Origin of the sequence: Enorma burkinafasonensis (assembly GCF_902150035.1) — a bacterium.
GTDB lineage: Bacteria > Actinomycetota > Coriobacteriia > Coriobacteriales > Coriobacteriaceae > Enorma > Enorma burkinafasonensis.
This window is the reverse complement of record NZ_LR597505.1, coordinates 120,651-145,159: the sequence shown is the minus strand read 5'-3', so window position 1 is coordinate 145,159 and position 24,509 is coordinate 120,651. Positions and strand designations below refer to the sequence as shown.

Sequence of the window (24,509 nt, the reverse complement as noted above, 5' to 3'; positions counted from 1 at the left end):
GGGAGAGCGCGACGACGGGGTGCGCGGCGATGCCGCGCGCCCCGTTTTCCATGCCTCGCCCCCGCGGCGAGGCTTCTGCCGCGGGTCGCGCGCCCTCGGGTGCGCCGTCGCACTCCCCTGATCTTGGGTGCGTCCTGCGCGCGAAATCCAACCGGAACCTTTCCGATTTCCAACGGCGCACGCGCTCGAAAAGCGGAGGGGGGCCTACCATATCGCCCGGCGCCATCCCACGGGTTTTCCGTGAACGGCGATGATAAAACAGCAGATAGCCGCCGAGGTGACACCCTTGGTTGAGCGCACGTGCCTATGGAACAATGGATGTGCCTCTGAGCTGTGGAGAAGGGGAGATGGCAGGGCGGGAGCTGCACCCGCATGCGTTCACGGCTATCCAACAAGGGCTTCAGGCCGTCTGCCGAGGATCGTCCAATCGAAGGCGATCCCGACGGAAAGCGCGCCCGGCTTCTCTATGGTTCCGTACATGGGGAAGGTGAGGCACTATGGGAAAAGCTGAATCCACGACGCGGGTGAGCCCGGTGCGCGGGGCCGTCCAGGCGCTGCCGATGAGCCCGGCGTTCCTGGTGAACCGGGCGAAGCTGGTCCAGACGGCCGTCCGGGCGGGGCAAAGCGCGGGGATCGTGCTCGTGTGCGCGCCGAAGGGGTTCGGGAAGACCGCGCTTTTGCTCCAGTACGTCCAGGAGGTGCGCGAGGACCCCGCCCGCGGCAGGGCGGAGCTCATCGATGCCGAGGAGGCGCTCCTGGAGGAGCTCATGCTGCAGCTCGATTTCGCGGAGGAGCGCCTGGGGGCGGCGGTCGGGCCGCTCATCGCCATCGACAGCCTGCCGCCGTTTGCGGGGAATGAGGCGCGCGAGCTCGTAGGGCGCCTGCGGGCCTTGCGCGAGCGGGGGTTCGAGCTCGCGGTCGCGTGCACGCCCGCCACGGGCGAGGTCGTGCGCCTGCTCGGCGACTCGGCGAAGGTGACGGCCCAGCAGCTCCGGGTGCAGCCGCGCGAGTACCCGGAATGGGCGCGCGTCTTCTCCATCGCGCCGGCGCTCGACCTCTACGCCCTGACGCAGGGTATTCCGGTCCTCGTCGCGTCGCTGGCGCAGCTCACGGAACGCCCGGCGGGCCAGACCGCCCCGCTGGACCTGGCGGCGGCGGACCTTTACCGCTCGGCGCTCCTGGAGCTCCGGCGCGGGGACGCCGCGCTCTACCGCATCGCGTGCCTGCTCGTCCTTATGGGCGCGGGCTCGCTCGCGGACCTGGAGGCGGTCGGGGTGGCGGTGGACGCCCGGCAGCGTCACCGGCTGTTCCACGAGTACCCGATGTTCGGCTTCGACCCGGCGACGCAGCGCTTCGCGTGCGTGTCGAGCGATGGAGCGGCGCATGAGCGGCTCTGCGAGGACATCGTGGGCGCCGACGCGGGGATCGCCGCGCGCGCCGCGCGGGCGCACCTCAAGGCGGGGCGCATCGACGAGGCGGTCGCCTTCGCCGGGCGCTACCTCACGGCGGCGGATCGCCTCGTGCTCATCCGCCACGCGCCGATGGCCGTCGCGCTCGCCGGGTACGCCACCTTTACGGGCGAGGCGGTCGCCGAGCGGGAGCACGACGCCCCGGTGACCGATGCGCCCGCCCTGCTCGCGGTCTATGCCTCGGCGCTGACGGTCGGGGACTACCGCCTGGCGCGCTCGGTCGCCGCCGATCTGGGAAGGCGCCTCGAGGAGGCGGCGGGCGAGGTGCGCGCCGAGGACTGGCGCTGCGCCCAAGCGCTCGCCCGAGCTGCCGACGGCTGCCCGGGGATCGCGCTGCCCGATCTTCCGTGCGCGGGCGAAGTGCACCGGGAGCAGGGGCAGGCGGCCCTTCTGGGGCTCCATGCCCGCGTGCGGACCGCCCTCATCGAGCGCGGCGCGCAGGGTGTGGCTCCCGGGGAGCGCGAGCTTCTGGGGGAGGTGGAGCGCCACGCGAGGATCGACATCCCGGCCATCATGGTGCGCTGCGACGGCCTTCTGCTCGAGGTCCTGGAGGGGTCCATCGACCGGACGGATGAGCGCGACGCCGAACTTACCGCGACCGTCGCCGAGCTCCAGACGAGGAAGCTCGTGCCCGCGCTCTGCTATGTGCGGTGCGTGCTCGCGCTGCGCCGCCTCGTCGCCGGCGAGGCGCCCGTCGACGAGCGGGCGTTCGTCGACGTGGGCACCGAGGCGATCAGGGCGTCCGACCTCGCCATGCAGCTGCTGTCCATGGTGCTCGAGGGCTGGCAGAACCTCGTGGTCGGCCAGAGCGCGAACGCACGCTTCCGGGCGCAGCAGGCGCTCAGGCTCGTCGGCGGGGAGCGCCCGCTTATCGCCGCCTGGGCGTCGCTGCTCGAGCGGGCGGCGCATCTGGTGAGCGCCTCCAGGCTCTCGATCAGGGAGGAGGCAGAGCTCGTGGACCTCGGGTGCGAGGACCCCTCGGTCGAGGAGGCCTGGGGGACCGCCCTCACCCTCTCGGCGGCGCGCGACGACGCCGAACTCTCCGCTTGGTACTCGCTGCACAAGGAGACCCTGCTCGATGCGGCATTCCGGTTGCCGGCGCGGCTCGCCATGAGCGTTCTCGGCGCCCGTGCCGACAGCCTGCGGCGGCTCATGCCCTCCTATATCGCACGGCGCTACCGCATCTCGGACGAGGAGGGCGCCCCCGCCTCGGTGCCCGAGCTCGTCGGCACGTTCGTGGGCCTGCGCGACGTCGAGGTCGGTCAGCTGACGTTCAAGCTGCTGGGTGGCTTTTCCGTCGAGCGCAACGGGCACGTGCTCACGGACTCGATGTGGCACCGCAAGAAGGCGGGTATCGTGGCCGCCCGCCTGGTGCTCGCACGCGGCGCCTTCGTCGACCGCCGCACCATCACCGAGGAGCTCTGGCCGGCGTACGACTACGCGCGCTCGAGGCGCTGCCTGTACACCACCCTCTCGACCCTCAGGCGCGCGATGGGGCAGGGGGATGCGGGACCCCAGTACCTGCTCAAGCAGGGCGACGGCATCGCGGTCAACCCGGAATACGTGACCTCGGACGTGGCGCGCTTCGAGATGCTCGCGCGGGAGGTGCTGCTCTCCCACTCGGGGCTCAGCGTGCCGGAGCTCATCGAGCGCTGCCTCAAGGTCGAGGAGGTCTACACGGGCCCGCTGTACGTGCCCGACCAGGGGTCGCCCGCGTTCTTCATGCGCATGAGGGGCCTGCTCCGGGGGAAGTTCAGCGATTGCATGGTGCGCGGCATCGAGGCGGCCCTCGACGAGGAGGACTACGATGCCGCGATGTGGATGGTCGAGGCGGTGCTGCGCGAGGATCCGCTCCGCGAGGACGTGGTCCGCGCCGCCATGCGCGTCTACGACCGGACCGGCCGCCGGCGCGAGGTGGTCGAGCTCTACGGCGCGCACGCGAACCGCCTCGAGGAGGAGGCGCGGGGCATGCCCGAGCCGGAGACGCGCCGGCTCTACGAGAGCATCATCGGCAAGTACCGGAGCCGGGGGATCCTGAAGGCCTAGACCAGCTCGATCTTCTCGACGTCGTCACGGCTGGTCTCGCGGTAGATCGAGAACTTCCTGCCGATGACCTGGACGATCTCGGCGTGGCAGCGCCCGGCGAGCTCCTCGGCGGCCTCGCGGACGTCCATGCTCGCGGTGTCGAGCACCGAGCACTTGATGAGCTCGTGGGCCTCGAGGGCCTCGTTCGCCTGCTCAACGGTGCCGTCCGTGACGTCGGCCTTGCCGATGATGATGACCGGGTTGAGATGGTGTGCCAGGCTCCTGAGCTGCCTGACCTGCTTTCCGGTGAGCGCCATGGATGCGTCCTTCTGTGGTGGGTGGTGTCAGAACCGTCTAACGATACCGTAAGCTGCGGGTAAGAGGCAAGCGCAGGCGTGCCCTACGGTTACGTTCGCCGACGAGCGGGGGCCTTCTGCGGCCGCGGCGCGGGCGTCCCTCTATAATGGTCACAATCTGGAGGATATATCGGGCACGGTTCGATATACGTTGGAAGGAAGGCCAGATGGACGAGCAGAAGAACGGCATGGACCAGGCCGCGCAGGACAGCGCCCCGCAAGCGGCGCCCGAAGGGATGCCCCCGGTGCCGCAGGCGCCCGAGCCGGCAGCCCCGCAGCCGAGCGAGCCCCAGCAGGTGAACTTCGACCCGCAGACGGGCCAGCCCCTGAACGAGCCGCCGGCCCCTGAGCCGGCCGCTCCGCAGCAGAACTTCGACCCGCAGACCGGTCAGCCGCTGAACCAGCCGCCGGCGCAGCCGCAGCAGAACTTCGACCCGCAGACGGGCCAGCCCATCGCCCAGCAGCCCGCGAGCACCGGTTCCTGGCAGGCGCCCCAGGCGGGTGCCCCGCAGGGCTATGCGCCGCAGCCGCAGTACGGCTTCGATCCCAACACGGGCGCGCCGGTCGTGCCCCAGCAGCCCAAGAAGTCCAAGTCCGGCCTCGTCGTGGGCATCGCGCTCGCCGCGCTCGCGGTCGTCGCGATCTTCCTGGTCGTGACCTTCGTCGTGCCCGGCTTGGGCGGCGGCTCCGCCGACCAGGCCGTGGAGGCCATCGTCACCGAGCGCCTCGACGCGTTCAAGAACGGTGACGACGACGCCATCGAGGAGGTCGCCGACATCATCAACGACGGCTGGATGGACCTCGCCTACGGCAGCACCCTCGAGGACTGCGGCACCGATTCCACCGAGTACGCCCGAGTGATGCTCGACGGCTTCGACTACACGATCGACGGCGTCGATGTTGACGAGTCCGCCGGCACCGCCGAGGTCGAGGTCACGGTCACCTCGCGCGACGTGTTCGAGGTCATCGACAACTTCGAGTACATGCTCGATGCCTACCAGTCCTCCGATGAGTACTCCTACACGACGATCGACCAGGATCTCGAGCGCTACGGCACCATGCTCATCGAGGCGGCGAACAACGCCGAGCTCTCGAGCGACAACAGCTTCACCCTCACGCTCGAGGAGGACGGCGACGGCGAGTGGGAGCTCGACGAGGACACCTGGGACGTCGAGATCGACTGGCTGTTCAACATCGTGGGCTCGCGCTACTGAAGAATCGCTGAAGCCTGACGGAGCGCCACAACCGCTAGGGAAGGGGCGGGGGAAATCCCCCGCCCCTTCCTGTTTGCGGGGCCGTTCAAGCGGCCATTGAGCGCACGTGAGCTGCAGCTTTAGTCGTTCCCATATCTAGTGCTACCGTTCGCGGAATGCCACTACATATAGTGTGCCTGAACAACGGCGACTTGCTAGAATCGGATGCGCTGCCCGCTTGTGCCCCACGTGAGGCAAAGCGGGCGCCCTGTCCGCACGGGGGCCTAAGCTCATCTTCGCAGGCACCCGTCACTCCATGAAAGCGAGGCCCGGCAATGGCAACCACGATCGAGGAGCTCCTGGAGCGCCGCTTCACGGCCGCGCTCGCCGAACCCGAGAACGCCGACAAGACGGTCTACGACCTCTTCGAGTGGTCGCGCCGCGACGTCATGCTCACCGACTACAAGACCGGCAAGGTCCTCTGCGAGATGCACGACCTGGAGTTCCCGGTCGGCTACTCGCAGAACGCCGTGGACATCATCGCCTCGAAGTACTTCAGGCGCGCGGGCGTCCCCGAGACGGGGCACGAGGTCTCGCTCGCCCAGGTCGCGCACCGCATGGTCGACTTCTGGGTGGCCGCCCTCGTCGACGAGGGCATGATCGAGGAGGGCGAGCAGGCACAGGTCCTCTACGACGAGCTCGTCTACCTCATCCTCGACCAGCGCTTCGCCCCCAACTCGCCCCAGTGGTTCAACACCGGCCTCAAGCGTTCCTACGGCATCGCCGGCGAGCCGCAGGGCATGTACTACGTCGACCCGGCGACCGGCGAGGTCACCGAGTCGGTCGACCAGTACACGCGCACCCAGGCGAGCGCCTGCTTCATCGTGAGCGTCGAGGACAAGCTCTTGGGCGACCACTCCATCTCGGACGAGTTCGTGACCGAGACCAAGCTGTTCAAGGGCGGCTCGGGCACCGGCTCCAACTTCAGCGCCCTGCGTGCCGAGGGCGAGAAGCTCTCCGGCGGCGGCGTGTCGAGCGGCGTGATGAGCTTCCTGCGCGGCCTCGACCGCAACGCCGACGCCATCAAGAGCGGCGGCACCACGCGCCGCGCGGCCAAGATGGTCTGCCTCGACATCGACCACCCGGATATCGAGAAGTTCATCACCTGGAAGGCCAAGGAGGAGGACAAGGCGCTGGCCCTCATGAAGATGGGCTACGACGGCGACATCAACGGCGAGGCGTACTCCACCGTCTCCGGCCAGAACTCCAACAACTCGCTGCGCATCGACAACGAGTTCATGACCAAGGTCATGGGCCTCGACGAGGAGCCGGACGCCACCTACGAGCTCAAGGGCCGCGTGGACGCGTCCTTCAACCACGATGTGTCCGTCAAGCACATCTGGGACACGTTCAACGAGTGCGCCTGGCGCTGCGCCGACCCCGCCCCGCAGTTCAGCGACACCTTCAACGAGTGGCACACCTGCCCGGGCGGCGAGGACGGCGTGGTGGGTGCGACTTACAACCGCCTCAACTCCACGAACCCCTGCGGCGAGTACGCCTTCCTCGACGACTCGAGCTGCAACCTCGCGTCCATCAACGTCTACCGCTACTACGACCCCGCGACCGACACCTTCGACGTCGAGGGCTTCGAGCACACGGTCGACGTGGTGCAGCTGGCGCTCGAGGCCTCGATCGCCTGGGGGCAGTTCCCCACGAGGGACATCGCGCGCAAGACCTACCGCTTCCGCGCGACGGGACTCGGCATCTCGAACCTCGCGAGCCTGCTCATGGCCAAGGGCATGCCCTACGACTCGCCCCAGGCCCGCGCGCTTGCGTCGGCGATCGTGGGCACGCTCACCGGCCGCAGCTACGCGACCTCGGCCATCATGGCGCGCAAGATCGGCCCCTTCGACTGCTACGACATCAACAAGCGCCACATGGCCCGGGTGATCCGCAACCACGCCCGCGTGGCGGGCTCGCGCAACGACGCCTTCGAGGACCTCACGGTGGAGCCGCCCATCGTCGACTTCGACCTGCTGAACGACGCGGGAGAGACCGCGCTCGCGAGCGCCCTCATCGAGAGCTGGACCTTCGCCGGGGAGCTCGGCGAGCGCTACGGCTACCGCAACGCGCAGGTCTCCGTCATGGCGCCCACGGGCACCATCTCGTTTGCCATGGACTGCGCGGCGACCTCGATCGAGCCGTTCTTCAGCCACATGATCTACAAGAAGCTCTCGGGCGGCGGGTTCATGACCATCGCGAACCCCGTCATCGGCGATGCGCTGCACCGGCTCGGGTACGCCCAGGGAGACATCGACGACATCCTCGCCTACGTGCAGGCGACCGACGAGAACGGCATGATCAAGGACGGCAAGATCGAGGGCGCGCCGCATCTCGACCCGGCCGACCTCGCGGTCTTCGACACCGCGAACGTGTGCGGCTCGGGCGAGCGCTACATCGACCCGCGCGGTCACGTGCTCATGGTGGCCGCGCTCACGCCGCTCGTGTCGGGCGCGATCTCCAAGACCGTGAACCTCCCGCGCGAGGCGACCGTCCAGGACTTCAAGGACGTCATCCTGCTCGCCTGGCAGACGGGTTGCAAGGGCATCACGCTCTACCGCGACGGCTCCAAGAACGCGCAGCCGCTCAACAACACCCTGAGCGACGAGTCGGCTGAAAAGGACCTCGGCGACCTCTCCTATGCCGCCCTGCTCGAGTACGCGCGAGGCGCCCAGCAGCAGCTCGCGGCCGCCGAGACGCCGGCGCGCCGCCGCCGCATCGTGGGCATCAGGAGCGGCCACACGCACCTGGCGCAGATCGACGGCGTGAAGATCTACACCACGGTGAACCGCAACGAGGAGGGCAAGATCTCCGAGCTCTTCGTGACGACGGACCGCGAGGGCACCACGATCATGGGCCTGCTCAACTCGCTGTCGAAGACCATCTCGGTGATGCTGCAGTACGGCATCCCCGCGGAGCGCATCTCCAAGATGCTGCGCGGCCAGATGTACGAGCCCTACGGCTTTGTGCAGAGCCATCCCAACATCAAGTACGTCACCTCGATCTCGGACCTCATCTCCAAGGTGATCGACATCGAGCTCGGCGACTACACGCGCGTCCAGGTGAAGCCCGAGGGCTGGAGCCAGATCGCCGGCGCGACGCCCGCGCCCGCAAGCGCGCCCGTCCAGGTGGAGCCCGCCTTCGACGAGGAGCCGGTAGCGTCCGAGGAGGAGCTCAGCCGCATCGCGGCCGCGAAGGCGCAGGAGCTCGAGGAGGAGACCGGCGCGGTCGATACCGGCGACTTCTTCACGGCGGCCTTCGTGAACGAGGCGGTGCATGACACGGCGATCCACGGCGAGCGCCTCTACGACGGCAGCGTCTGCCCCAACTGCGGCAGCTCGCGCATGGTGCAGAACGGCACCTGCAAGGTCTGCATGGACTGCGGCACCACGACCGGCTGCAGCTGATAGGCAGCTCGACGGGAGCCGCCCAAGGCGATCTCCGGGGTGCGGTCCGCGCGTTCGCGGGTCGCACCCCGATGCCTTTTCGGGGTCCGCGGGCTCCGTCCGGATTCGCTACAGGTACGCGAGGTAGCCGACGTAGCCCTGCGCGCTCGCGGGGACGGCGAACGTCAGGTCCTGGCCGAGGGCGGAGACCGTCACGTAGGAGGGGTCGCGGTAGGTCGTGACCGTCGCCGCGGCACCCTGGTAGGTGGTCTCGAAGCTGCCGGTCGCGACCGCGTCGTCGGGGAGCGCCACGACGGACCAGGACGAGATGTCGAGCTGGTCGATCATGGAGTTCACCTGGCCCTCGCTGAGGCCGGTGGCGGCGGCGATGTCGGCGGCGCTGTCGCGCAGGGCCTCGTCGACGCGCCCCTTGATGCCGGTCGCGTCGATGAGGGCGTTCGTGGCGCCCGCGCCGAGGGCGTCGCCCACGGGCGGGCCGTCGAGCGCGAAGGTCCAGACCGCGGAGACGATTCCCAGCAGGATGACGGCTGCGGCGAGCGTGCCGGCGATGGCGCGGGTGAACGTCCTCATGGGTGCCCTTTCGGTCGGTGGGGTGGTGAGGATATCCTACCGGGTCGTTGTGCAGGACCGATGGTGACGCGCGATGTCGGCCCGGCGGCGGGCCCTCAGGGGCATGCGGCGCCGCCCGCGGTCGCGGTACAATAGCCGCACCGACCGTGTGCACCCAACGGGGGAGAGTAAGGAGCATCCATGGCCATCACAGCAGCGGAGATCGTCGAGACGCGCGACATGGTCGCCGAGCAGCACCTGGACATCAGGACCATCACCATGGGCATCTCGCTCATGGGCTGCGCCGACGAGAGTCTCGACCGCATGTGCACCAAGGTGTACGACCGCATCACCTCGACCGCCGAGCATCTGGTCGAGACCGCGGAGGGGCTCGAGCGCGAGTACGGCATCCCCATCGTCAACAAGCGCGTGTCGGTCACCCCCGTCGCGCAGATCGCCGCGGCCTGCCCCGACGAGGACCTCACGCCGCTCGCCCATGCGCTCGACCGCGCCGCCGAGACGCTCGGCATCGACTACCTGGGCGGTTTCTCCGCCCTGGTGCAGAAGGGGATGGGCGACGCCGACCGCCGCCTCATCGAGAGCATCCCCGAGGCGCTCGCGCAGACGAGCCGCGTCTGCTCGAGCCTGAACGTGGCGAGCCTGCGCGCCGGCATCAACATGGATGCCGTCCTCAAGGCCGCGCACGTCGTCCGCCGCGCCGCCGAGCTCACGGCCGACCGCGACGCCGTGGGCGCATCGAAGTTCGTCGTCTTCGCCAACATGGTCGAGGACTCGCCCTTCATGGCCGGTGCCGTGCACGGCTCCGGCGAGGCGGATGCCGTCATCAACGTGGGCGTCTCCGGCCCCGGCGTCATGGCCGCCGCGCTCGAGCAGCTCCCCGAGACCGCGAGCATGATGGAGGTCGCCGAGAAGATCAAGCAGACCGCCTTCAAGATCACGCGCGCCGGCGAGCTCATGAGCCGCGAGGCGGCGCGCCGCCTGGGCGTCGAGAAGGGCATCGTCGACCTGTCGCTCGCCCCGACGCCGGCCGTCGGCGACTCGGTCGCGCGCATCCTGGAGATCATCGGCGTGGGCACCTGCGGCGGTCCCGGGACCACCTGCGCGCTCGCCCTGCTGAACGATGCCGTCAAGAAGGGCGGCGTCATGGCGACCTCGAGCGTGGGCGGTCTTTCGGGCGCCTTCATCCCCGTCTCGGAGGATGCGGGCATGATCGCCGCCGTGGAGGCCGGGGCGCTCTCGCTCGAGAAGCTCGAGGCCATGACCTGCGTGTGCTCCGTGGGCCTCGACATGATCGCCATCCCCGGCGACACCCCCGTCGAGGCGATCGCCGGCATCATCGCCGACGAGATGGCCATCGGCGTCATCAACAACAAGACGACGGCCGTGCGCATCATCCCCGCCATCGGCAAGGGCGTGGGCGACGCCGTCGAGTACGGCGGGCTGTTCGGCCGCGCGCCCGTCATGCCGGTGAACCGGTTCGCGGGCACGGTCTTCGCGCACCGCGGCGGCCGCTTCCCGGCCCCGCTCAACTCGCTCAAGAACTAGCGGGACACGGCGGTTTTCATGGTGCCGGACCTGCGCGTCCGGACGTAGAAGATACGGCCCGACCGAGTGCTCGCTCGGCCGGGCCGCGCGTTTCCTCGGGTCCCGCGCCCGTCGAATGGAGGCGGGGCCGCGGATTCCTCTGCTCGGCCCGGCCATCCCGTGCGGATGATGCATCTGTACCGGTGGTATCGTACGGATTCTGCAAAAGAACCACTGGTATCGTATGAATGATGCAGAAGAACCAGTGGTATCGTACATATAATGCAGAATCTTATTGAGTTCTGCATTATATGTACGATGAGGTTGACAAGAATGCATAAATCTTACGATCAAGATGGCAGGAGTGCATTCTTCTTACGATAAAGCTGGAAGCGTGTGATGCCTGCATGCGAGAGGGGCACGCCGGCATGCGCTCCATCGATGCAGACGAACCGTCCACGTCGATGGAGCGCGGAACGGCGATCCTACAGGACGCTCTCGACGATGCGCGCCGCCTCGGCCGCATCCTTGGCGTAGTAGTCCGCGCCGATGGAGCGGGCGTAGTCGGGTGTGAGCACCGCGCCGCCCACGACGACCTTCACGCCGGGCGCCTCGCGATGGAGGAGCTCGATGGTCTCCTCCATGCTCGCGACCGTGGTCGTCATGAGCGCCGAGAGCCCCACGAGGCGCACGCCGCGCTCGCGCACCGCGGCGAGGATCTCCTGCGGGTCGACGTCGCGCCCCAGGTCGAAGACCGTGTAGCCGTAGTTCTCGAGCAGCATCCTCACGATGTTCTTACCGATGTCGTGGATGTCGCCCTTCACGGTGGCGAGGCAGATGCCGCCCTTGTCGTCGAGGGTGTCGGCGGGGAGTGCGGCGCGGATGGTGTCGAAGCCGGCGCGCGCGGCCTCGGCCGAGGCCATGAGCTGGGGTAGGAAGAACTCCCCACGGTCGAAGCGCTCGCCCACCTCGTCGAGTGCCGGGACGAGGCAGCCGTCGATGAGCTCGAGCGGCGCGTGCCCCGCGAGCGCCCGCTCGATCGCCTCGGGCATCTCGCCCCGGCGCCCGCTGATGATGAGGCGGCGGATGCAGGCGAGGTCGTCGCCTGCCTCGGCCGCGCCGCCCTCCGGGGCATGCGTCACGGCTCCAGGTGCAGCTGCCGTGTTCGCGGCCCCGGTCGGTGCCTGCCCGCCGGCGGCGATGCGGTAGGGGTCGGGCGCCGCCGCATAGCGCTCGATGAAGGCCTGGGAGCCCTCGTCCTCGGCGTTGAGCACGCGGAAGCTGCGCACCGTGTCCATGTAGCGCTCCGAGCCCGGGTTCATGATCGCCGCGTTGAGGCCGGCGCCGAGGGCCGCGGCGAGGAACGTCGCGTTGAGGAGCTCGCGCGCGGGCAACCCGAAGCTCACGTTGGAGACGCCGAGCGAGCAGCGGACGTCGAGCTCGCGCCGGCAGCGCGTGACGGCCTCCAGGATCTCGGCGACCTGGCGCTGGTTGGTCGACGCGGTCATGACGAGGCAGTCGACGAGGATGCGGTCGCGGCCGATGCCGTAGGAGGCGGCCTCGTCGATGATGCGGCGCGCGATGCGCACGCGCTCGTCGGCGGTCTCGGGGATGCCGTCCTCGTCGAGCGTGAGCGCGACGATGCCGCATCCGTAGTGCGCCGCGATGGGCAGCACGGCGTCCAGGCTCTCGCGCTTGCCGTTCACGGAGTTGATGAGCGGGATGCCGGTGCAGCGGCGGACGGCGGCCTCGATGGCGACCGGGTCGGTCGAGTCGATCTCGAGGGGGAGCACCGTCGCGGCGGCGAGCTCCTCGGCGGCCCTGAGCATCGTCGCCGGCTCGTCGATGCCGGGCAGGCCCACGTTGACGTCGAGGATGTCGGCCCCCTGCTCCTGCTGCGCGATGCCCTGGCCCACGACATAGGCCATGTCTCCCGCGCGGAGCGCCGCCTGCAGGCGCTTCTTGCCCGTGGGGTTGATGCGCTCGCCGATCACGGCGATGGAGCGCCGGTCGAGCGAGACGAGGCGCTGGGAGCTCGCGGCGACGAAGCGGTCGGGACGCGGTCTCGGGGCGGGGCTGTGCCCTGCGAGCGCACGCGCGAGGCGCTCGATGTAGGCGGGCGTGGTGCCGCAGCAGCCGCCCACGATGCCCACCCCGTCTTCGATCATGCCGCGGACCGCCTCGGCGTAGGTGTCCGGCGCGATGTCGAAGACCGTGCGGCCGTCCTCGACGCGCGGCAGGCCGGCGTTCGCCTGGACGATGACCGGCTTCGCGGTAACGGCGAGCATGCGCCGGGCGAACGGGCGGATCTCTGCGGGGCCGAGCGAGCAGTTGATGCCGAGCGCGTCGACCCCGAGGGCATCGAGGGTGCAGGCCGCGATCTCGGGCGAGGTGCCCAGAAACGTGCGGCCGTCCGCCTCGAAGGTCATCGTGGCGAAGATGGGGAGGTCGCAGCATTCCTTGGCGGCGAGGACGGCAGCCTTCATCTCGGCGAGGTCGGTCATCGTCTCGATGACGATGAGGTCGGCGCCGGCCGCCGCGGCCGCGCGGACCTCCTCGGCGAAGTAGCCGTAGGCCTCGTCGAAGGAGAGGGTGCCCAAGGGGCGCAGCAGCGCACCGAGCGGGCCGATGTCACCGGCGACGTAGCGTGCGCCGGAGGCCCGCGCCGCGGCGACCGCGGCGGAGAAGACCTCGTCGACCGCGGCCGCGCCGCCGAGCTTGAGCGCGCTCGCGCCGAAGGTGTTCGTGGTGACCACGTCGCATCCGGCCTCGACGTAGGCGCGGTGGATGCCCGCGATCGCATCGGGGTCGGTGAGGTTCAAAAGCTCGGGTGCCGCGCCGGCGGCGAGCCCGGCCGCCTGGAGCATGGTCCCCATGCCCCCGTCGAAGAGCAGGTGCCGCGTACCCTCGAGCACTGCGCGGAGGTTGTCGTCCGCGATGCGCAGGCGCTCCAGGCTCCGCGCCTCGAAGCGGGCGCCCTCGGCGAGGCGGGAGGTGAGGGGCGCGAGCTCGCGGATGCGCTCAGGTGAGGTCACGACGGCCATGTGATTCCTTCCGGTGGGTCTTGATGGCGGGCTCGGCACATTGTACCGCGCGCGGGGCCGTACGGGCCTCGCGCCGGCGGCCCGTGCGGGGCGGGGTAGCGCCAGGCGCTGCGTCAGGCGCCGCGTGGCGCGCAGGTCTCGCCGCGGGCGAAGAAGGGGCAGCCGCCGCGCGCGGGGCAGCTGCCGCAGCGCGGCCCCTCGTCCGCATCGGCAGGCTCGCCCGCGAACCAGCCGATAAGGGCGGTCACGCTCTTAGTAGGCACCAACAGGTCCGTCGCGGTCGCGCTGATGCCGGCGAGCCTCGTGGCGTTCGCGGCCGCGAGCAGCTGCGGCTGGCAGGCGAGCGGCAGGTCGCCGTACCCGGGGCTGAAGCGCCGGTTGGTCGAGAAGCCCCGGGCCCGAGCGTGCTCGGCGACGAGCGCGTCGAGCGCGGAGACGGCCTCCTCGATGAAAGACGAGCACGCCGTGTCGAGCACGGCCCCCTCGAGGGGCCGCTGGCTGCCGACGGTGCGCAGCATCCGCTCGTTCTCGAGGCCGAGTGTGCAGGCGAGCACCGCCGCGTAGCGGGCGCCCCTCAGGTGTCGGAAGATGTCGAGCCCCTCGAGCACGACCGTAGAGCCCTCGAGGGCGAGCCGCGGCGTGCCGTCTTCGGCCACTTGGGGCTCCCCGAGCGGGAAGAGCGCCCAGGAGCCGCGCGGGGTGCAGCGGCGCTCGAGCTCCTCGACGACGGCGTCGATGCGGTGGGCGAGCGCCGGCTCGAGCTCCTGCCCGCGGTAGCCGAGGTAGCGCAGCATCTCGGCGCGGTCGACCGCGATGGCACCGGGCTCGGGGCGCCAGGGGCGTGCGATGCCCGTCTCCGGCGCCGCCGGTGCCGAGGCCCCGTCCGCCATCGCTACCGCCCGAGCGCCTCGGTCGCCGCGCGGGCGACGTCGACGCGGTTCATGGTGTAGACGTGGCAGCCGTCCACGCCGTGCTCGGCGAGGTCGGCAAGCTGGCGGCAGGCGTAGTCGATGCCCGCCTGGCGCAGGCTCACCGGGTCGTCCTCGTACTTCGCGAGCAGCTTGATGACCGGCGAAGGCAGCGACGCCCCGCACATGAAGACCATGCGCGAGATCTGCTGCCGGCTCATGAACGGCATGATGCCGCAGGTGATGGGCACGGTGATACCCGCCTTCTCGGCGAGGTCGGCGAAACGGTAGAAGCACTCGTTGTCGAAGAAGAGCTGCGTCACGAGGAAGGTCGCGCCGGCGTCCTGCTTGAGCTTCAGGTGCGCGACGCTCAGCTCGAGGTCGTCGCACTCGATGTGGCCTTCGGGGTAGGCGGCAGCGCCCACGCAGAACCCCGCCTCCACGAGTAGCGGAATGATATCGACGGCGTAGGCGTAGTCGCTCGGCGCCCCGTAGGCGGGGCTCCCGGGCTGGGGCCGGTCGCCGCGCAGCGCGAGCACGTTCTCCACGCCGGCGGCGCGGTAGTCGGCGATGCGGGCGCCGAGCTGCTCGCGGGTGAGCGACATGCAGGTGAGGTGCGCCACGGAGCTCACGCCGAACTCGTCTTGGATCATCGACGCGATGGCGGCCGTCTGCCCGAAGTTGCCGCCGCCCCCCGCCGAGCAGGTGACGCTGATGAAGTCGGGAGCGAGCGCGCACAGCTCGCCCGCGGCCTCGCGCACGCGGTCGAGCGTGAGCTCGCCTTTGGGCGGGAACATCTCGAAGGAGACGGGCATCCCGCCCGTGTCGCGTGCGGCCGTGAAGATCGAGTCGATGCGCATGGTGCTCCCCCTTGCTCGTGCCCGAGGCGCCAGGCAGCCGGCCTCGGTCGCTCTATCATACCTGCCCGGGGGCGCGGGCGGGCGTTGGCGGCTGCCGGAAACTGAATGGTGACCGATGTTTTTGTCGGGGATGTCCGCGCGCGGACGCGTCGTCCGGGGCGCTGCGGTACCCTCGGATATGTTTCCTGATGGCAATGCGCTTGTAATGGCATCGCAACAAGGCGCGACTAACCTGCTGTCTGTCGGCGGTCGAGGGGTTTGCCGCCGGCGGTCCACAAGAAAGGGGCAGGCCCATGGCTGAACTAACCGATCGTTTCGGGACGGAGGTCTTCTCGGAGCGCGTCATGAAGCAGTGGCTTCCCAGAGACGTCTACAAGAAGCTCTCCGCCACCATCGAGGGGGGCAAGCCGCTCGACCTCGACGTCGCGAACGCGGTCGCGCACGCCATGAAGGAGTGGGCGCTCAGCCACGGCGCCACGCACTACGCGCACTGGTTCCAGCCGCTTTCGGGCATCACGAGCGAGAAGCACGACAGCTTCCTCGAGCCCGTGGGCGACGGCACCGCCATCACCAAGTTCACCGGCAAGGCGCTCATACAGGGCGAGCCGGACGCGTCGAGCTTCCCCAACGGCGGCCTGCGCGCGACGTTCGAGGCGCGCGGCTACACCGTGTGGGACGCCACGAGCCCTGCCTTCATCAAGGACGAGGTGCTCTGCATTCCCACGGCGTTCTGCTCGTACAACGGCGAGGCGCTCGATAAGAAGACGCCGCTGCTCCGTTCGATGAACGCCCTCGACGTGCAGGCCAAGCGCGTGCTGGCGCTCTTCGGCGAGACCCCGCGCCGCGTGGTCCCCAGCGCCGGCTACGAGCAGGAGTACTTCCTCATCAAGAAGGACGCCTACCGCCGCCGCCGCGACCTCGTGATCTGCGGGCGCACGCTCTTCGGCGCGCCGCCCTGCAAGGGCCAGGAGCTCGAGGAGCACTACTTCGGTGCCATCCGCCCCTCGGTCTCGCGCTACATGAAGGATCTCGATGACGAGCTCTGGGCGCTCGGCATCCCCGCGAAGACCAAGCACAACGAGGTCGCCCCCTGCCAGCACGAGCTCGCGCCCGTCTACTCCGAGCTTAACGAGGCGACCGACAACAACATGCTCATTATGGAGAAGATGAAGCTCATCGCCTCGCGCCACGACCTCACCTGCCTGCTTCACGAGAAGCCCTTCGAGGGCATCAACGGCTCGGGCAAGCACGATAACTGGTCGCTCACGGCCGACGGCGAGAACCTGCTCGACCCGGGCGACACCCCGCTCGAGAACCTGCAGTTCGTGGTCTTCCTCACGGCGGTCATCGCCGCGGTCGACCGCTACCAGGACCTGCTGCGCATGTCCACGGCCTCGTGCGGCAACGACCATCGCCTGGGCGCCAACGAGGCGCCGCCGGCGATCATCTCGATCTTTCTGGGCGACCAGCTCACCGAGGTCGTGCAGAAAATCATGGACGGCAAGGCCAGCGTGCACGCGACGCACGGCGTGCTCGACCTGGGCGCGGACGTACTGCCCAACCTCGAGCAGGACAACACCGACCGCAACCGCACGAGCCCCTTCGCCTTCACGAACAACAAGTTCGAGTTCCGCGCCGTGGGCTCCGAGGCCAACCCGAGCGACGCGAACCTCGTGCTCGACACCGCCGTCGCCGAGGCGCTCATGGAGTTCGCCGATGCCCTCGAGGGCACGCCCGAGGAGCAGTTCGCCGACGCCGCGCTCGAGTACTGCAAGAAGACCCTGAACGAGCACCGCCGCATCCTGTTCTCGGGCGACGGCTACTCCGATCAGTGGCAGGCCGAGGCAGAGGCCCGCGGCCTCGCCAACCTGCGCACCACGGCCGACGCCCTGCCCGCGATGGTCGCGCCCAAGAACATCGCGCTGTGGGAGCGCATGGGCGTGCTCACCGAGACCGAGGCCTTCAGCCGCTACGAGGTGAAGCTTGAGAAGTACAACAAGCTCATGAACATCGAGGCCACAACGATGATCCGCGAGGCGCGCCGCACCTACCGGCCGGCGATCAGCGCGTACGCCACGAAGGTCGCCAAGGGCCTGGAGATCATCCGCGCCGCCGGCGCCGAGGCGGCGATGACCTGCGAGCAGAACACGCTCAACAAGCTCTGCGACGGCATCACCCAGATCAACGAGGCAATCAAGGCCCTCGACGCCCTGCACCAGAAGGCGGAGGCGATCGTCGACGGCCAGGGCCAGGCCGACTGCTACGCGCACGAGGTCGTGCCCGCCATGGCCGAGCTGCGCGGCGCCGTCGACGCCATGGAGGAGATCGTGGCCGCGGACTACTGGCCCGTGCCCACCTACGACGACATCCTGTTCTACGTGTAGCCGGGCCCGTGTGCAGCTGAGCCCCCGGCTCGAAACGGGTATGGAAAAGCCCCCTCACGGGGGCTTTTTCTTGCGGAACGTTCAAGAGGGCAAGGCCCGGCCCTCCGGCTAGTTCTCCTTCGCGCCTTCCGCCCAGGCGGCGACGTCCTCGATGCGGATGAGGCTGCCGAGCCGGGCCTCTCCCGCGGCGGTGATGGCCGCGATGGCGCGCCTCACGGCATCCTCGCGGGCCCGCTCGGTGAGCACGATGAGCGTGCGCGGGCTCGCGGCGTGCGGCGCGAGCGACGAGACGGGGACGCCCGCCTCGGCGAAGGCGGCGGCGATATCCTCGGCGGCTGCCTCGGCCGCATCCTCGAGGCGCAGGTAGTACCGCGTCTCGAGCTCATCGATCGGGCAGATGGGGAGCACGCGCGCGAACGGCTCGGCCGCGGCGTCGAGCGCGGCGCCGCGCGCGAGGGGCCTGGCGAGCGCGAGGATGTCGCCCACCACCGCGCTCGCGGTGGGGAAGGCGCCCGCCCCGGCGCCGTAGAACATCGTCTCGCCCACGGCGTCGCCCACGGCGTAGACGGCGTTCATGGCGCCCGCGACGCCTGCGAGCATATGCGTCGCCGGCACCATCGCGGGGTGCACGCGCACGTCGAGGCCGCCGTCGCGGCGCCGCGCGATGCCGAGGAGCTTGATGGTGCAGCCGATGCGCCCCGCCTCCTCGATGTCTGCGGGCGAGATGTCGCGGATGCCCTGCATGAAGACGTCATCGGTGGTGACGCGGCTGCGGAAGGCGATGGAGGCGAGGATGGCGACCTTCGATGCGGCGTCGAAGCCGTCGACGTCGGCGGTGGGGTCGGCCTCCGCGTAGCCCAGGCGCTGCGCGTCGGCGAGCACGTCGGCGAACTCGGAGCCCTCGTCCGCCATGCGGGTGAGGATGTAGTTCGTGGTGCCGTTCAGGATGCCGGCGATGGCGAGCGCGTCGTTCGCGACGAGCGCGTGCTCGAGGGCGTTCACGATGGGGATGCCGCCGCCGGCGGACGCCTCGCAGCGCAGCTGGACGCCGTGCTCGCGCGCGAGGCGCGCCAGGCGCTCCATGTTGCGGCCGAGCAGCGCCTTGTTGGCGGTGACGACGTGCTTGCCGTGCTCGAGCGCGGCCTCGATCATGTCGGTCGCGGGGTGCTCCCCGCCGATGAGCTCGACGACGATGTCGATGTCGGGGTCTTCTGCGACCTTGCGCCAGTCGGGGGTGAAGGCCCCCTCGGGGAGCTCCAGCTCGCGCGCCCGCTCGGGCTCGAGCGCGCAGGCGCGCCCGATGACGAGGTCGACCCCGAAGGCGTCGAGGTACGCGTCGTGGTGCTCCAGGATGACGCGTGCGGTGCCGCCGCCGACGGTACCCAGGCCGATGAGGCCGATTCTCACGGTGCGGTTGGCGTTGCTCATGACGGCTCCTTCGCATGCGTCGCGTGGCGCCCGGCTCATCGCGCGGGCCCGGTCGGGTAACGACCATATCTGCCTGCTATTCTACCGGTCTATGAGGCCGATAGGCGAAACACAGATGTAACATGTCCTAAAACGTATCAGGCTGTGGAGAATGCGCTGGTAGATGGGGTGGCCCCTGGAAGGGGTGCGTATCGGCGCCCGCGGTCTAGCGACAGTACCTTACCTTTTACCCAAAAAAACGGTATCGTGACTAGAACCACCAGTCTCGTAATGTCGTTCGGGGGACGTGCCGCGCGGCCTTATGCCTGGGGTGGATGCAGTCCCGCCGGGCGCCGCCCGGCATCACCGTGAAAGGAGAGCCGTATGTCGAGCTTGAATCTCAATCCGTCCGTGAGCCGCAGGAGCCTCATCGCAGGCGCAGCAGGTCTGGGGGCGGCTGGCATTCTCGCCGGGTGCACCGGCGGCGACGGCGGCTCCACCGCCGGTTCCGGTAGCGCTCCCGCCCCGGGCACCGCGTTCATGATCGGCGGCATCGGGCCCACCACCGGCGCCGCGGCCATCTACGGCCAGGCGGTCAAGAACGGCGCCCAGATCGCCGTCGACGAGATCAACGCCGAGGGCGGCGACATCCAGTTCGCGCTCAACTTCCAGGACGACGAGGGCGACGCCGAGAAGTCCGTCAACGCCTACAACAACCTCAAGGACTGGGGCATGCAGATCCTCGTGGGCACCGTCACCACGACGCCCTGCGTCGCCGTGTCCGCCGAGACCAACGCCGACAACATGTTCCAGCTCACCCCGTCCGGCTCGTCGACCGACGTCATCGGCGGCTTCGAGGATGCCGACGGCAACATCTCCATCCCCCGCAAGGAGAACGTCTTCCAGATGTGCTTCACCGACCCCAACCAGGGCGCCGCGTCCGCGCAGTACATCGCCGAGCAGGGTCTGGGCACGAAGATCGCCATCATCTACAACATGTCCGACACCTACTCCACGGGCATCTACGACAGCTTCCTCGCCGAGGCGGCCGAGCTCGGCCTCGAGATCGTGAGCGAGACCTCGTTCACCGAGGACAACCAGACCGACTTCACGGTGCAGCTGAACGACGCCAAGAACAACGGGGCCGACCTCGTGTTCCTGCCGATCTACTACACCCCGATCTCGCTCATCCTCACCCAGGCCAACCAGATGGGCTACGCCCCCAAGTGGTTCGGCGTGGACGGCATGGACGGCCTCCTCACGGTCGAGGGCTTCGACACCTCGCTCGCCGAGGGCTGCATGCTCCTGACCCCGTTCGTCGCCACCGCGACCGACGAGGCCACGCAGGCCTTCGTCGAGACCTACAAGGGCGCCGACTACGGCGACGGCGAGACCCCCAACCAGTTCGCCGCCGACGCCTACGACTGCATCTATGCCATCAAGCAGGCCATCGAGACCGCCGGCCTCACGCCTGACGCGGACTTCTCCGAGATCTGCGACGGCCTCGTCGAGACCTTCACCTCCCCGGACTTCTCCTTCACCGGCCTCACCACGGCCGGCGAGGCCGCTACCTGGTCCGAGACGGGCGAGATCTCCAAGCAGCCCATGGGCATGGTCATCCAGGACGGCGTCTACATGCCGCTCGATGCGTAGGCGACGTGTCCGTTAGCACTACGGTCCTGTGCGGAGGCCACCCGTACCCGGTGGTCTCCGCTTTTCACATGAAAGGAGGGGGACATGGAGTTTCTCGCCAACCTCATCAACGGCATGAGCCTGGGCAGCGTCTACGCCATCATCGCGCTCGGCTACACCATGGTGTACGGCATCGCCAAGATGCTCAACTTCGCGCACGGCGACGTCATCATGGTGGGCGCCTACATCTGCTTCTGCGCCGTGAGCTACCTGGGGCTCCCCGCGATCGCCGGCGTGGCGCTCTCCGTCGTGGGGTGCACGGTGCTCGGCATCGTCGTCGAGCGGCTCGCCTACAAGCCCCTGCGCAACGCGCCCTCGCTGAACGTGCTCATCACCGCCATCGGCGTGAGCTACTTTTTGCAGAACGCCGCCCTGCTCATCATGGGCTCCGACCCCAAGTCGTTCTCGTCGGTCATCAGCCTGCCCGCGCTTAGGCTTTTCGACGGCGCGCTCACCATCAGCGCCACCGCCGTCCTCACGATCCTCGCCTGCGTGGCCATCATGGTGGCGCTCACCATGTTCACGGGCAAGACCAAGATGGGCAAGGCCATGCGCGCCTGCTCCGAGGACCGCGACGCCGCCCAGCTCATGGGCATCAACGTGAACTCCACCATCTCGATGGTGTTCGCGATCGGCTCGGGCCTCGCCGCGATCGCGGGCGTGCTCATGTGCCTCGCGTACCCCACGATCATGCCCACCACGGGCTCCATGCCCGGCATCAAGGCGTTCACCGCGGCGGTGCTCGGCGGCATCGGCTCCATCCCGGGCGCGGCGCTCGGCGGCATCCTCCTGGGCGTCATCGAGATCTTCGCGCGCGCCTACATCTCGACGCAGCTCGCCGACGCCGTCGTGTTCGGCGTGCTCATCGTGATCCTGCTCATTCGTCCCGCGGGCCTGCTCGGCAAGCCCGTCCACGAGAAGGTGTAGGTGAGCGTCATGGGTATCAACATGCTTAAGCCGCAGACGCGGTCCACCATCATCACCTACGCGATCGTCATCGTCGCGTTCGTCGCCGTGACCCTGCTCGACGCCATGGGTCTCATCTCGCACTCGCTCTCGGGCCAGCTCGTGCCCATCTGCGCGTACGTGAGCCTGGCCGTGTCGCTCAACCTCGTGGTCGGCGTCTCGGGCGAGCTCTCGCTCGGGCACGCGGGCTTCATGAGCGTGGGCGCGTTCACGGGCGTCGTGGTCGCCGGGTGCCTCACCCGCTTCGGGATCGAGTCCGAGCTCGTGCTCTTCGTGCTCTCCGCCGTGGTGGGCGCGGCCGCAGCCGGTCTCATCGGCTTTCTGGTGGGCATCCCGGTCATGCGCCTGCGCGGCGACTACCTCGCCATCGTGACCCTCGCCTTCGGCGAGATCATCAAGAACCTGCTGAACATCCTCTATGTCGGCGTGGACGACGCGGGCCTGCACTTCTCGATGCGCGACTCCGGCTCGCTCGGCATGAGCCAGGGCACGATCCTCATCAACGGTCCCAAGGGTGCGGTGGGCATCGACAAGATCTCGACGTTCATGCTCGGCATCGTGCTCGTGCTCATCACCGTCGCCGTGGTCCTGAACCTCATGCACAGCCGCGACGGCCGCGCCATCATGGCCGTGCGCGACAACCGCATCGCCGCCGAGAGCATCGGCATCAACGTCACCAAGTACCGCCTCATGGCGTTCACCGTCGCCTCCGCCCTCGCCGGCGCCGCGGGCGTGCTCTACGCCATGAACTACTCGACGGTCGTGCCGTCGCAGTTCGACTTCAACCAGTCGATCCTCATCCTCGTGTACGTGGTGCTTGGCGGCATGGGCAACATCTCGGGCTCGATCGTGTCGGCGGCCTTCCTCACGGTGCTGCCCGAGGTGCTGCGTCCCATCAACCAGTACCGCATGCTCCTCTACGCGATCGTGCTCATTCTCGTGATGGTCGTCCCGCACCTCAAGGTCTACCAGCGCGCGGCCGAGTCGCTGCGCCGGCGCTTCCACAGGGACGCGCCGGAGCCGGCCGTCGCCGCCGAGGGGGGTGAGGCGGATGAGTAAGTTCACCGATTTCGCCCAGCGACGCCGCGAGAGCACCAAGATGGTGCCGGTGCCGAGCGTCTCGATCATGCCCGAGCGCGACCTGGGCAAGGCGCCTGCGCTCGAGTGCCTGCACCTCGGCATCGACTTCGGTGGCCTCAAGGCCGTGGACGACTTCAACATCACCGTCGGCCGCACCGAGATCTGCGGCCTCATCGGCCCCAACGGCGCGGGCAAGACCACGGTGTTCAACCTGCTCACCAAGGTGTACCAGCCCACGCGCGGCACGATCATGGTCGACGGCCAGGATACGGCCGGGCTCGACCCGGCGCGCGTGAACCGCCTGGGCGTGGCGCGCACGTTCCAGAACATCCGCCTGTTCAACACCCTCACCGTCGAGGAGAACGTCGCGGTGGGCCTGCACAACCAGCACCACTGCGGCATGGCCACGAGCATCCTGCGCCTGCCCCACCACTGGAAGAGCGAGAAGCTCTACCATGACCGGGCGCTCGAGCTTCTGGACATCTTCGACATGGCCGGGCTCGCGGACCACGAGGCGGGCTCTTTGCCCTACGGCGCCCAGCGCCGCCTCGAGATCGTGCGCGCGCTCGCCACGAACCCCAAGCTGCTCCTGCTCGACGAGCCTGCCGCCGGCATGAACCCGTCGGAGACCGCCGAGCTCATGGAGAACATCGTCAAGATCCGCGACCGGTTCCAGATCGCGATCATGCTCATCGAGCACGACATGAACCTCGTCATGAACATCTGCGAGGGCATCTGCGTGCTCAACTTCGGCAAGATCATCGCCAAGGGCACGCCGGAGGAGATCCAGCGGAACGACGCCGTGATCGAGGCGTATCTGGGCAAGCAGAAGGAGGTTGAGGCTTAAACGATGCTGTCCGTTAGCAACATCAACGTGTGGTACGGGGCGATCCATGCCATCAAGGACATCTCCTTCGAGGTGAACGACGGCGAGGTCGTGGCCCTCATCGGCGCGAACGGCGCCGGCAAGTCGACCAGCCTGAAGACCCTCTCGGGCCTGCTGCGCACGCGCACCGGCTCCATCGAGTTCATGGGCGAGGACATCACCCATATGTCGGCGGAGCGCATCGTCGAGCACGGGCTCGTGCACGTGCCCGAGGGCAGGCGCATCTTCCAGCAGATGACGGTCGAGGAGAACCTCGACATGGGCGCCTACACCCAGCCGCATGACACCATCGCGGGCAACCTCGAGCGCGTCTACGCGCACTTCCCGCGCCTCAAGGAGCGCCGCCGCCAGGTGGCGGGGACGCTTTCGGGCGGCGAGCAGCAGATGCTCGCCATGGGACGCGGACTTATGGCCAACCCCAAGCTGCTCATGCTCGACGAGCCCTCGATGGGCCTGGCGCCGATCCTCGTCGAGCAGATCTTCGAGATCATCGAGGCCCTGCACGAGGCCGGCACGACCATCCTGCTGGTTGAGCAGAACGCCCAGGCGGCGCTCTCGATCGCCAGCCGCGGCTACGTCATGGAGACGGGCCGCATCACGCTCACCGGCACCGGCCAGGAGCTGCTCCATAACGACGACGTCCGCAAGGCGTACCTGGGCGGGTAGCGACCCCGCTTG

At 68.9% G+C, this 24,509-nt stretch carries 16 protein-coding genes; 10 read left to right on the top strand and 6 right to left on the bottom strand.

Features of this window, described 5'->3' with window-relative positions; all coding sequences use genetic code 11:
• The first annotated feature begins 497 nt into the window (after positions 1–497).
• Positions 498–3,515, top strand: a complete 3,018-nt coding sequence (locus FS885_RS04650) for an ATP-binding protein (protein ID WP_246060777.1) — start codon at positions 498–500, stop codon at positions 3,513–3,515.
• Here FS885_RS04650 and yhbY read toward each other — a convergent pair.
• The gene (gene yhbY, locus FS885_RS04645) at positions 3,512–3,811 is read right to left on the bottom strand and encodes a ribosome assembly RNA-binding protein YhbY (RefSeq protein ID WP_144743833.1); all 300 of its coding nucleotides are present in this window, start codon (positions 3,809–3,811) and stop codon (positions 3,512–3,514) included. The two genes, FS885_RS04650 and yhbY, sit on opposite strands and share 4 nt — an antisense overlap.
• Before the next feature lie 206 nt (positions 3,812–4,017).
• On the opposite strand from yhbY, the gene FS885_RS04640 reads away from it, so the two are divergent.
• Both FS885_RS04640 and FS885_RS04635 read left to right on the top strand, forming a co-directional pair.
• Positions 4,018–5,064, top strand: coding sequence for a hypothetical protein (locus tag FS885_RS04640; protein ID WP_144743832.1), 1,047 nt, complete (start codon positions 4,018–4,020; stop codon positions 5,062–5,064).
• A 314-nt stretch (positions 5,065–5,378) separates the two neighbouring features.
• Entirely contained in the window at positions 5,379–8,510 is a 3,132-nt protein-coding gene (locus FS885_RS04635; protein WP_144743831.1) for a vitamin B12-dependent ribonucleotide reductase, read from the top strand.
• Between the two features lie 108 nt (positions 8,511–8,618).
• On the opposite strand, the gene FS885_RS04630 is transcribed toward FS885_RS04635, so the two are convergent.
• Entirely contained in the window at positions 8,619–9,080 is a 462-nt protein-coding gene (locus tag FS885_RS04630) for a hypothetical protein (protein WP_144743830.1), read from the bottom strand.
• 180 nt (positions 9,081–9,260) lie between these two features.
• Here FS885_RS04630 and FS885_RS04625 point away from each other — a divergent pair, with 180 nt between their 5' ends.
• Positions 9,261–10,625: a PFL family protein gene (locus tag FS885_RS04625; RefSeq protein ID WP_144743829.1), complete on the top strand. Its 1,365-nt coding sequence runs from the start codon at positions 9,261–9,263 to the stop codon at positions 10,623–10,625.
• A gap of 464 nt (positions 10,626–11,089) precedes the next feature.
• Here the strand turns inward: FS885_RS04625 and FS885_RS04620 are convergent, their stop codons facing one another.
• From FS885_RS04620 to FS885_RS04610, 3 genes are all read right to left on the bottom strand, one after another.
• On the bottom strand, positions 11,090–13,648 hold the full coding sequence (locus FS885_RS04620) for a homocysteine S-methyltransferase family protein (protein WP_144743828.1): 2,559 nt from the start codon (positions 13,646–13,648) through the stop codon (positions 11,090–11,092).
• 113 nt (positions 13,649–13,761) lie between these two features.
• Complete coding sequence (locus tag FS885_RS04615; protein ID WP_144743827.1) at positions 13,762–14,538, bottom strand: hypothetical protein; 777 nt, start codon at positions 14,536–14,538, stop codon at positions 13,762–13,764.
• A 2-nt stretch (positions 14,539–14,540) separates the two neighbouring features.
• Entirely contained in the window at positions 14,541–15,416 is an 876-nt protein-coding gene (locus tag FS885_RS04610) for a methylenetetrahydrofolate reductase (RefSeq protein ID WP_144743826.1), read from the bottom strand.
• A gap of 293 nt (positions 15,417–15,709) precedes the next feature.
• On the opposite strand from FS885_RS04610, the gene FS885_RS04605 reads away from it, so the two are divergent.
• Positions 15,710–17,800: a glutamine synthetase III family protein gene (locus FS885_RS04605; RefSeq protein WP_144743825.1), complete on the top strand. Its 2,091-nt coding sequence runs from the start codon at positions 15,710–15,712 to the stop codon at positions 17,798–17,800.
• 108 nt (positions 17,801–17,908) lie between these two features.
• Here the strand turns inward: FS885_RS04605 and FS885_RS04600 are convergent, their stop codons facing one another.
• Entirely contained in the window at positions 17,909–19,228 is a 1,320-nt protein-coding gene (locus FS885_RS04600) for a homoserine dehydrogenase (protein WP_144743824.1), read from the bottom strand.
• A gap of 363 nt (positions 19,229–19,591) precedes the next feature.
• Here FS885_RS04600 and FS885_RS04595 point away from each other — a divergent pair, with 363 nt between their 5' ends.
• From FS885_RS04595 to FS885_RS04575, 5 genes are all read left to right on the top strand, one after another.
• Complete coding sequence (locus FS885_RS04595) at positions 19,592–20,860, top strand: ABC transporter substrate-binding protein (RefSeq protein WP_144743823.1); 1,269 nt, start codon at positions 19,592–19,594, stop codon at positions 20,858–20,860.
• 84 nt (positions 20,861–20,944) lie between these two features.
• Positions 20,945–21,826 (top strand): branched-chain amino acid ABC transporter permease, encoded by an 882-nt coding sequence (locus FS885_RS04590; RefSeq protein WP_102371325.1) that lies wholly within the window; start codon positions 20,945–20,947, stop codon positions 21,824–21,826.
• A gap of 9 nt (positions 21,827–21,835) precedes the next feature.
• On the top strand, positions 21,836–22,924 hold the full coding sequence (locus FS885_RS04585) for a branched-chain amino acid ABC transporter permease (protein WP_144743822.1): 1,089 nt from the start codon (positions 21,836–21,838) through the stop codon (positions 22,922–22,924).
• The gene (locus FS885_RS04580; RefSeq protein WP_144743821.1) at positions 22,917–23,792 is read left to right on the top strand and encodes an ABC transporter ATP-binding protein; all 876 of its coding nucleotides are present in this window, start codon (positions 22,917–22,919) and stop codon (positions 23,790–23,792) included. Before FS885_RS04585 ends, FS885_RS04580 begins: the two co-directional genes overlap by 8 nt.
• Before the next feature lie 3 nt (positions 23,793–23,795).
• Entirely contained in the window at positions 23,796–24,497 is a 702-nt protein-coding gene (locus FS885_RS04575) for an ABC transporter ATP-binding protein (protein ID WP_144743820.1), read from the top strand.
• Positions 24,498–24,509: the final 12 nt, after the last annotated feature.

Coding starts and splice junctions, on each gene's coding strand:
- FS885_RS04580 (WP_144743821.1), top strand. CDS start 22,917: ATGAGTAAGTTCACCGATTTCGCCCAGCGACGCCGCGAGAGCACCAAG.
- FS885_RS04575 (WP_144743820.1), top strand. CDS start 23,796: ATGCTGTCCGTTAGCAACATCAACGTGTGGTACGGGGCGATCCATGCC.
- FS885_RS04615 (WP_144743827.1), bottom strand. CDS start 14,538: ATGGCGGACGGGGCCTCGGCACCGGCGGCGCCGGAGACGGGCATCGCA.
- FS885_RS04625 (WP_144743829.1), top strand. CDS start 9,261: ATGGCCATCACAGCAGCGGAGATCGTCGAGACGCGCGACATGGTCGCC.
- FS885_RS04610 (WP_144743826.1), bottom strand. CDS start 15,416: ATGCGCATCGACTCGATCTTCACGGCCGCACGCGACACGGGCGGGATG.
- FS885_RS04600 (WP_144743824.1), bottom strand. CDS start 19,228: ATGAGCAACGCCAACCGCACCGTGAGAATCGGCCTCATCGGCCTGGGT.
- FS885_RS04585 (WP_144743822.1), top strand. CDS start 21,836: ATGGGTATCAACATGCTTAAGCCGCAGACGCGGTCCACCATCATCACC.
- FS885_RS04595 (WP_144743823.1), top strand. CDS start 19,592: ATGTCGAGCTTGAATCTCAATCCGTCCGTGAGCCGCAGGAGCCTCATC.
- FS885_RS04590 (WP_102371325.1), top strand. CDS start 20,945: ATGGAGTTTCTCGCCAACCTCATCAACGGCATGAGCCTGGGCAGCGTC.
- yhbY (WP_144743833.1), bottom strand. CDS start 3,811: ATGGCGCTCACCGGAAAGCAGGTCAGGCAGCTCAGGAGCCTGGCACAC.
- FS885_RS04630 (WP_144743830.1), bottom strand. CDS start 9,080: ATGAGGACGTTCACCCGCGCCATCGCCGGCACGCTCGCCGCAGCCGTC.
- FS885_RS04635 (WP_144743831.1), top strand. CDS start 5,379: ATGGCAACCACGATCGAGGAGCTCCTGGAGCGCCGCTTCACGGCCGCG.
- FS885_RS04605 (WP_144743825.1), top strand. CDS start 15,710: ATGGCTGAACTAACCGATCGTTTCGGGACGGAGGTCTTCTCGGAGCGC.
- FS885_RS04650 (WP_246060777.1), top strand. CDS start 498: ATGGGAAAAGCTGAATCCACGACGCGGGTGAGCCCGGTGCGCGGGGCC.
- FS885_RS04640 (WP_144743832.1), top strand. CDS start 4,018: ATGGACGAGCAGAAGAACGGCATGGACCAGGCCGCGCAGGACAGCGCC.
- FS885_RS04620 (WP_144743828.1), bottom strand. CDS start 13,648: ATGGCCGTCGTGACCTCACCTGAGCGCATCCGCGAGCTCGCGCCCCTC.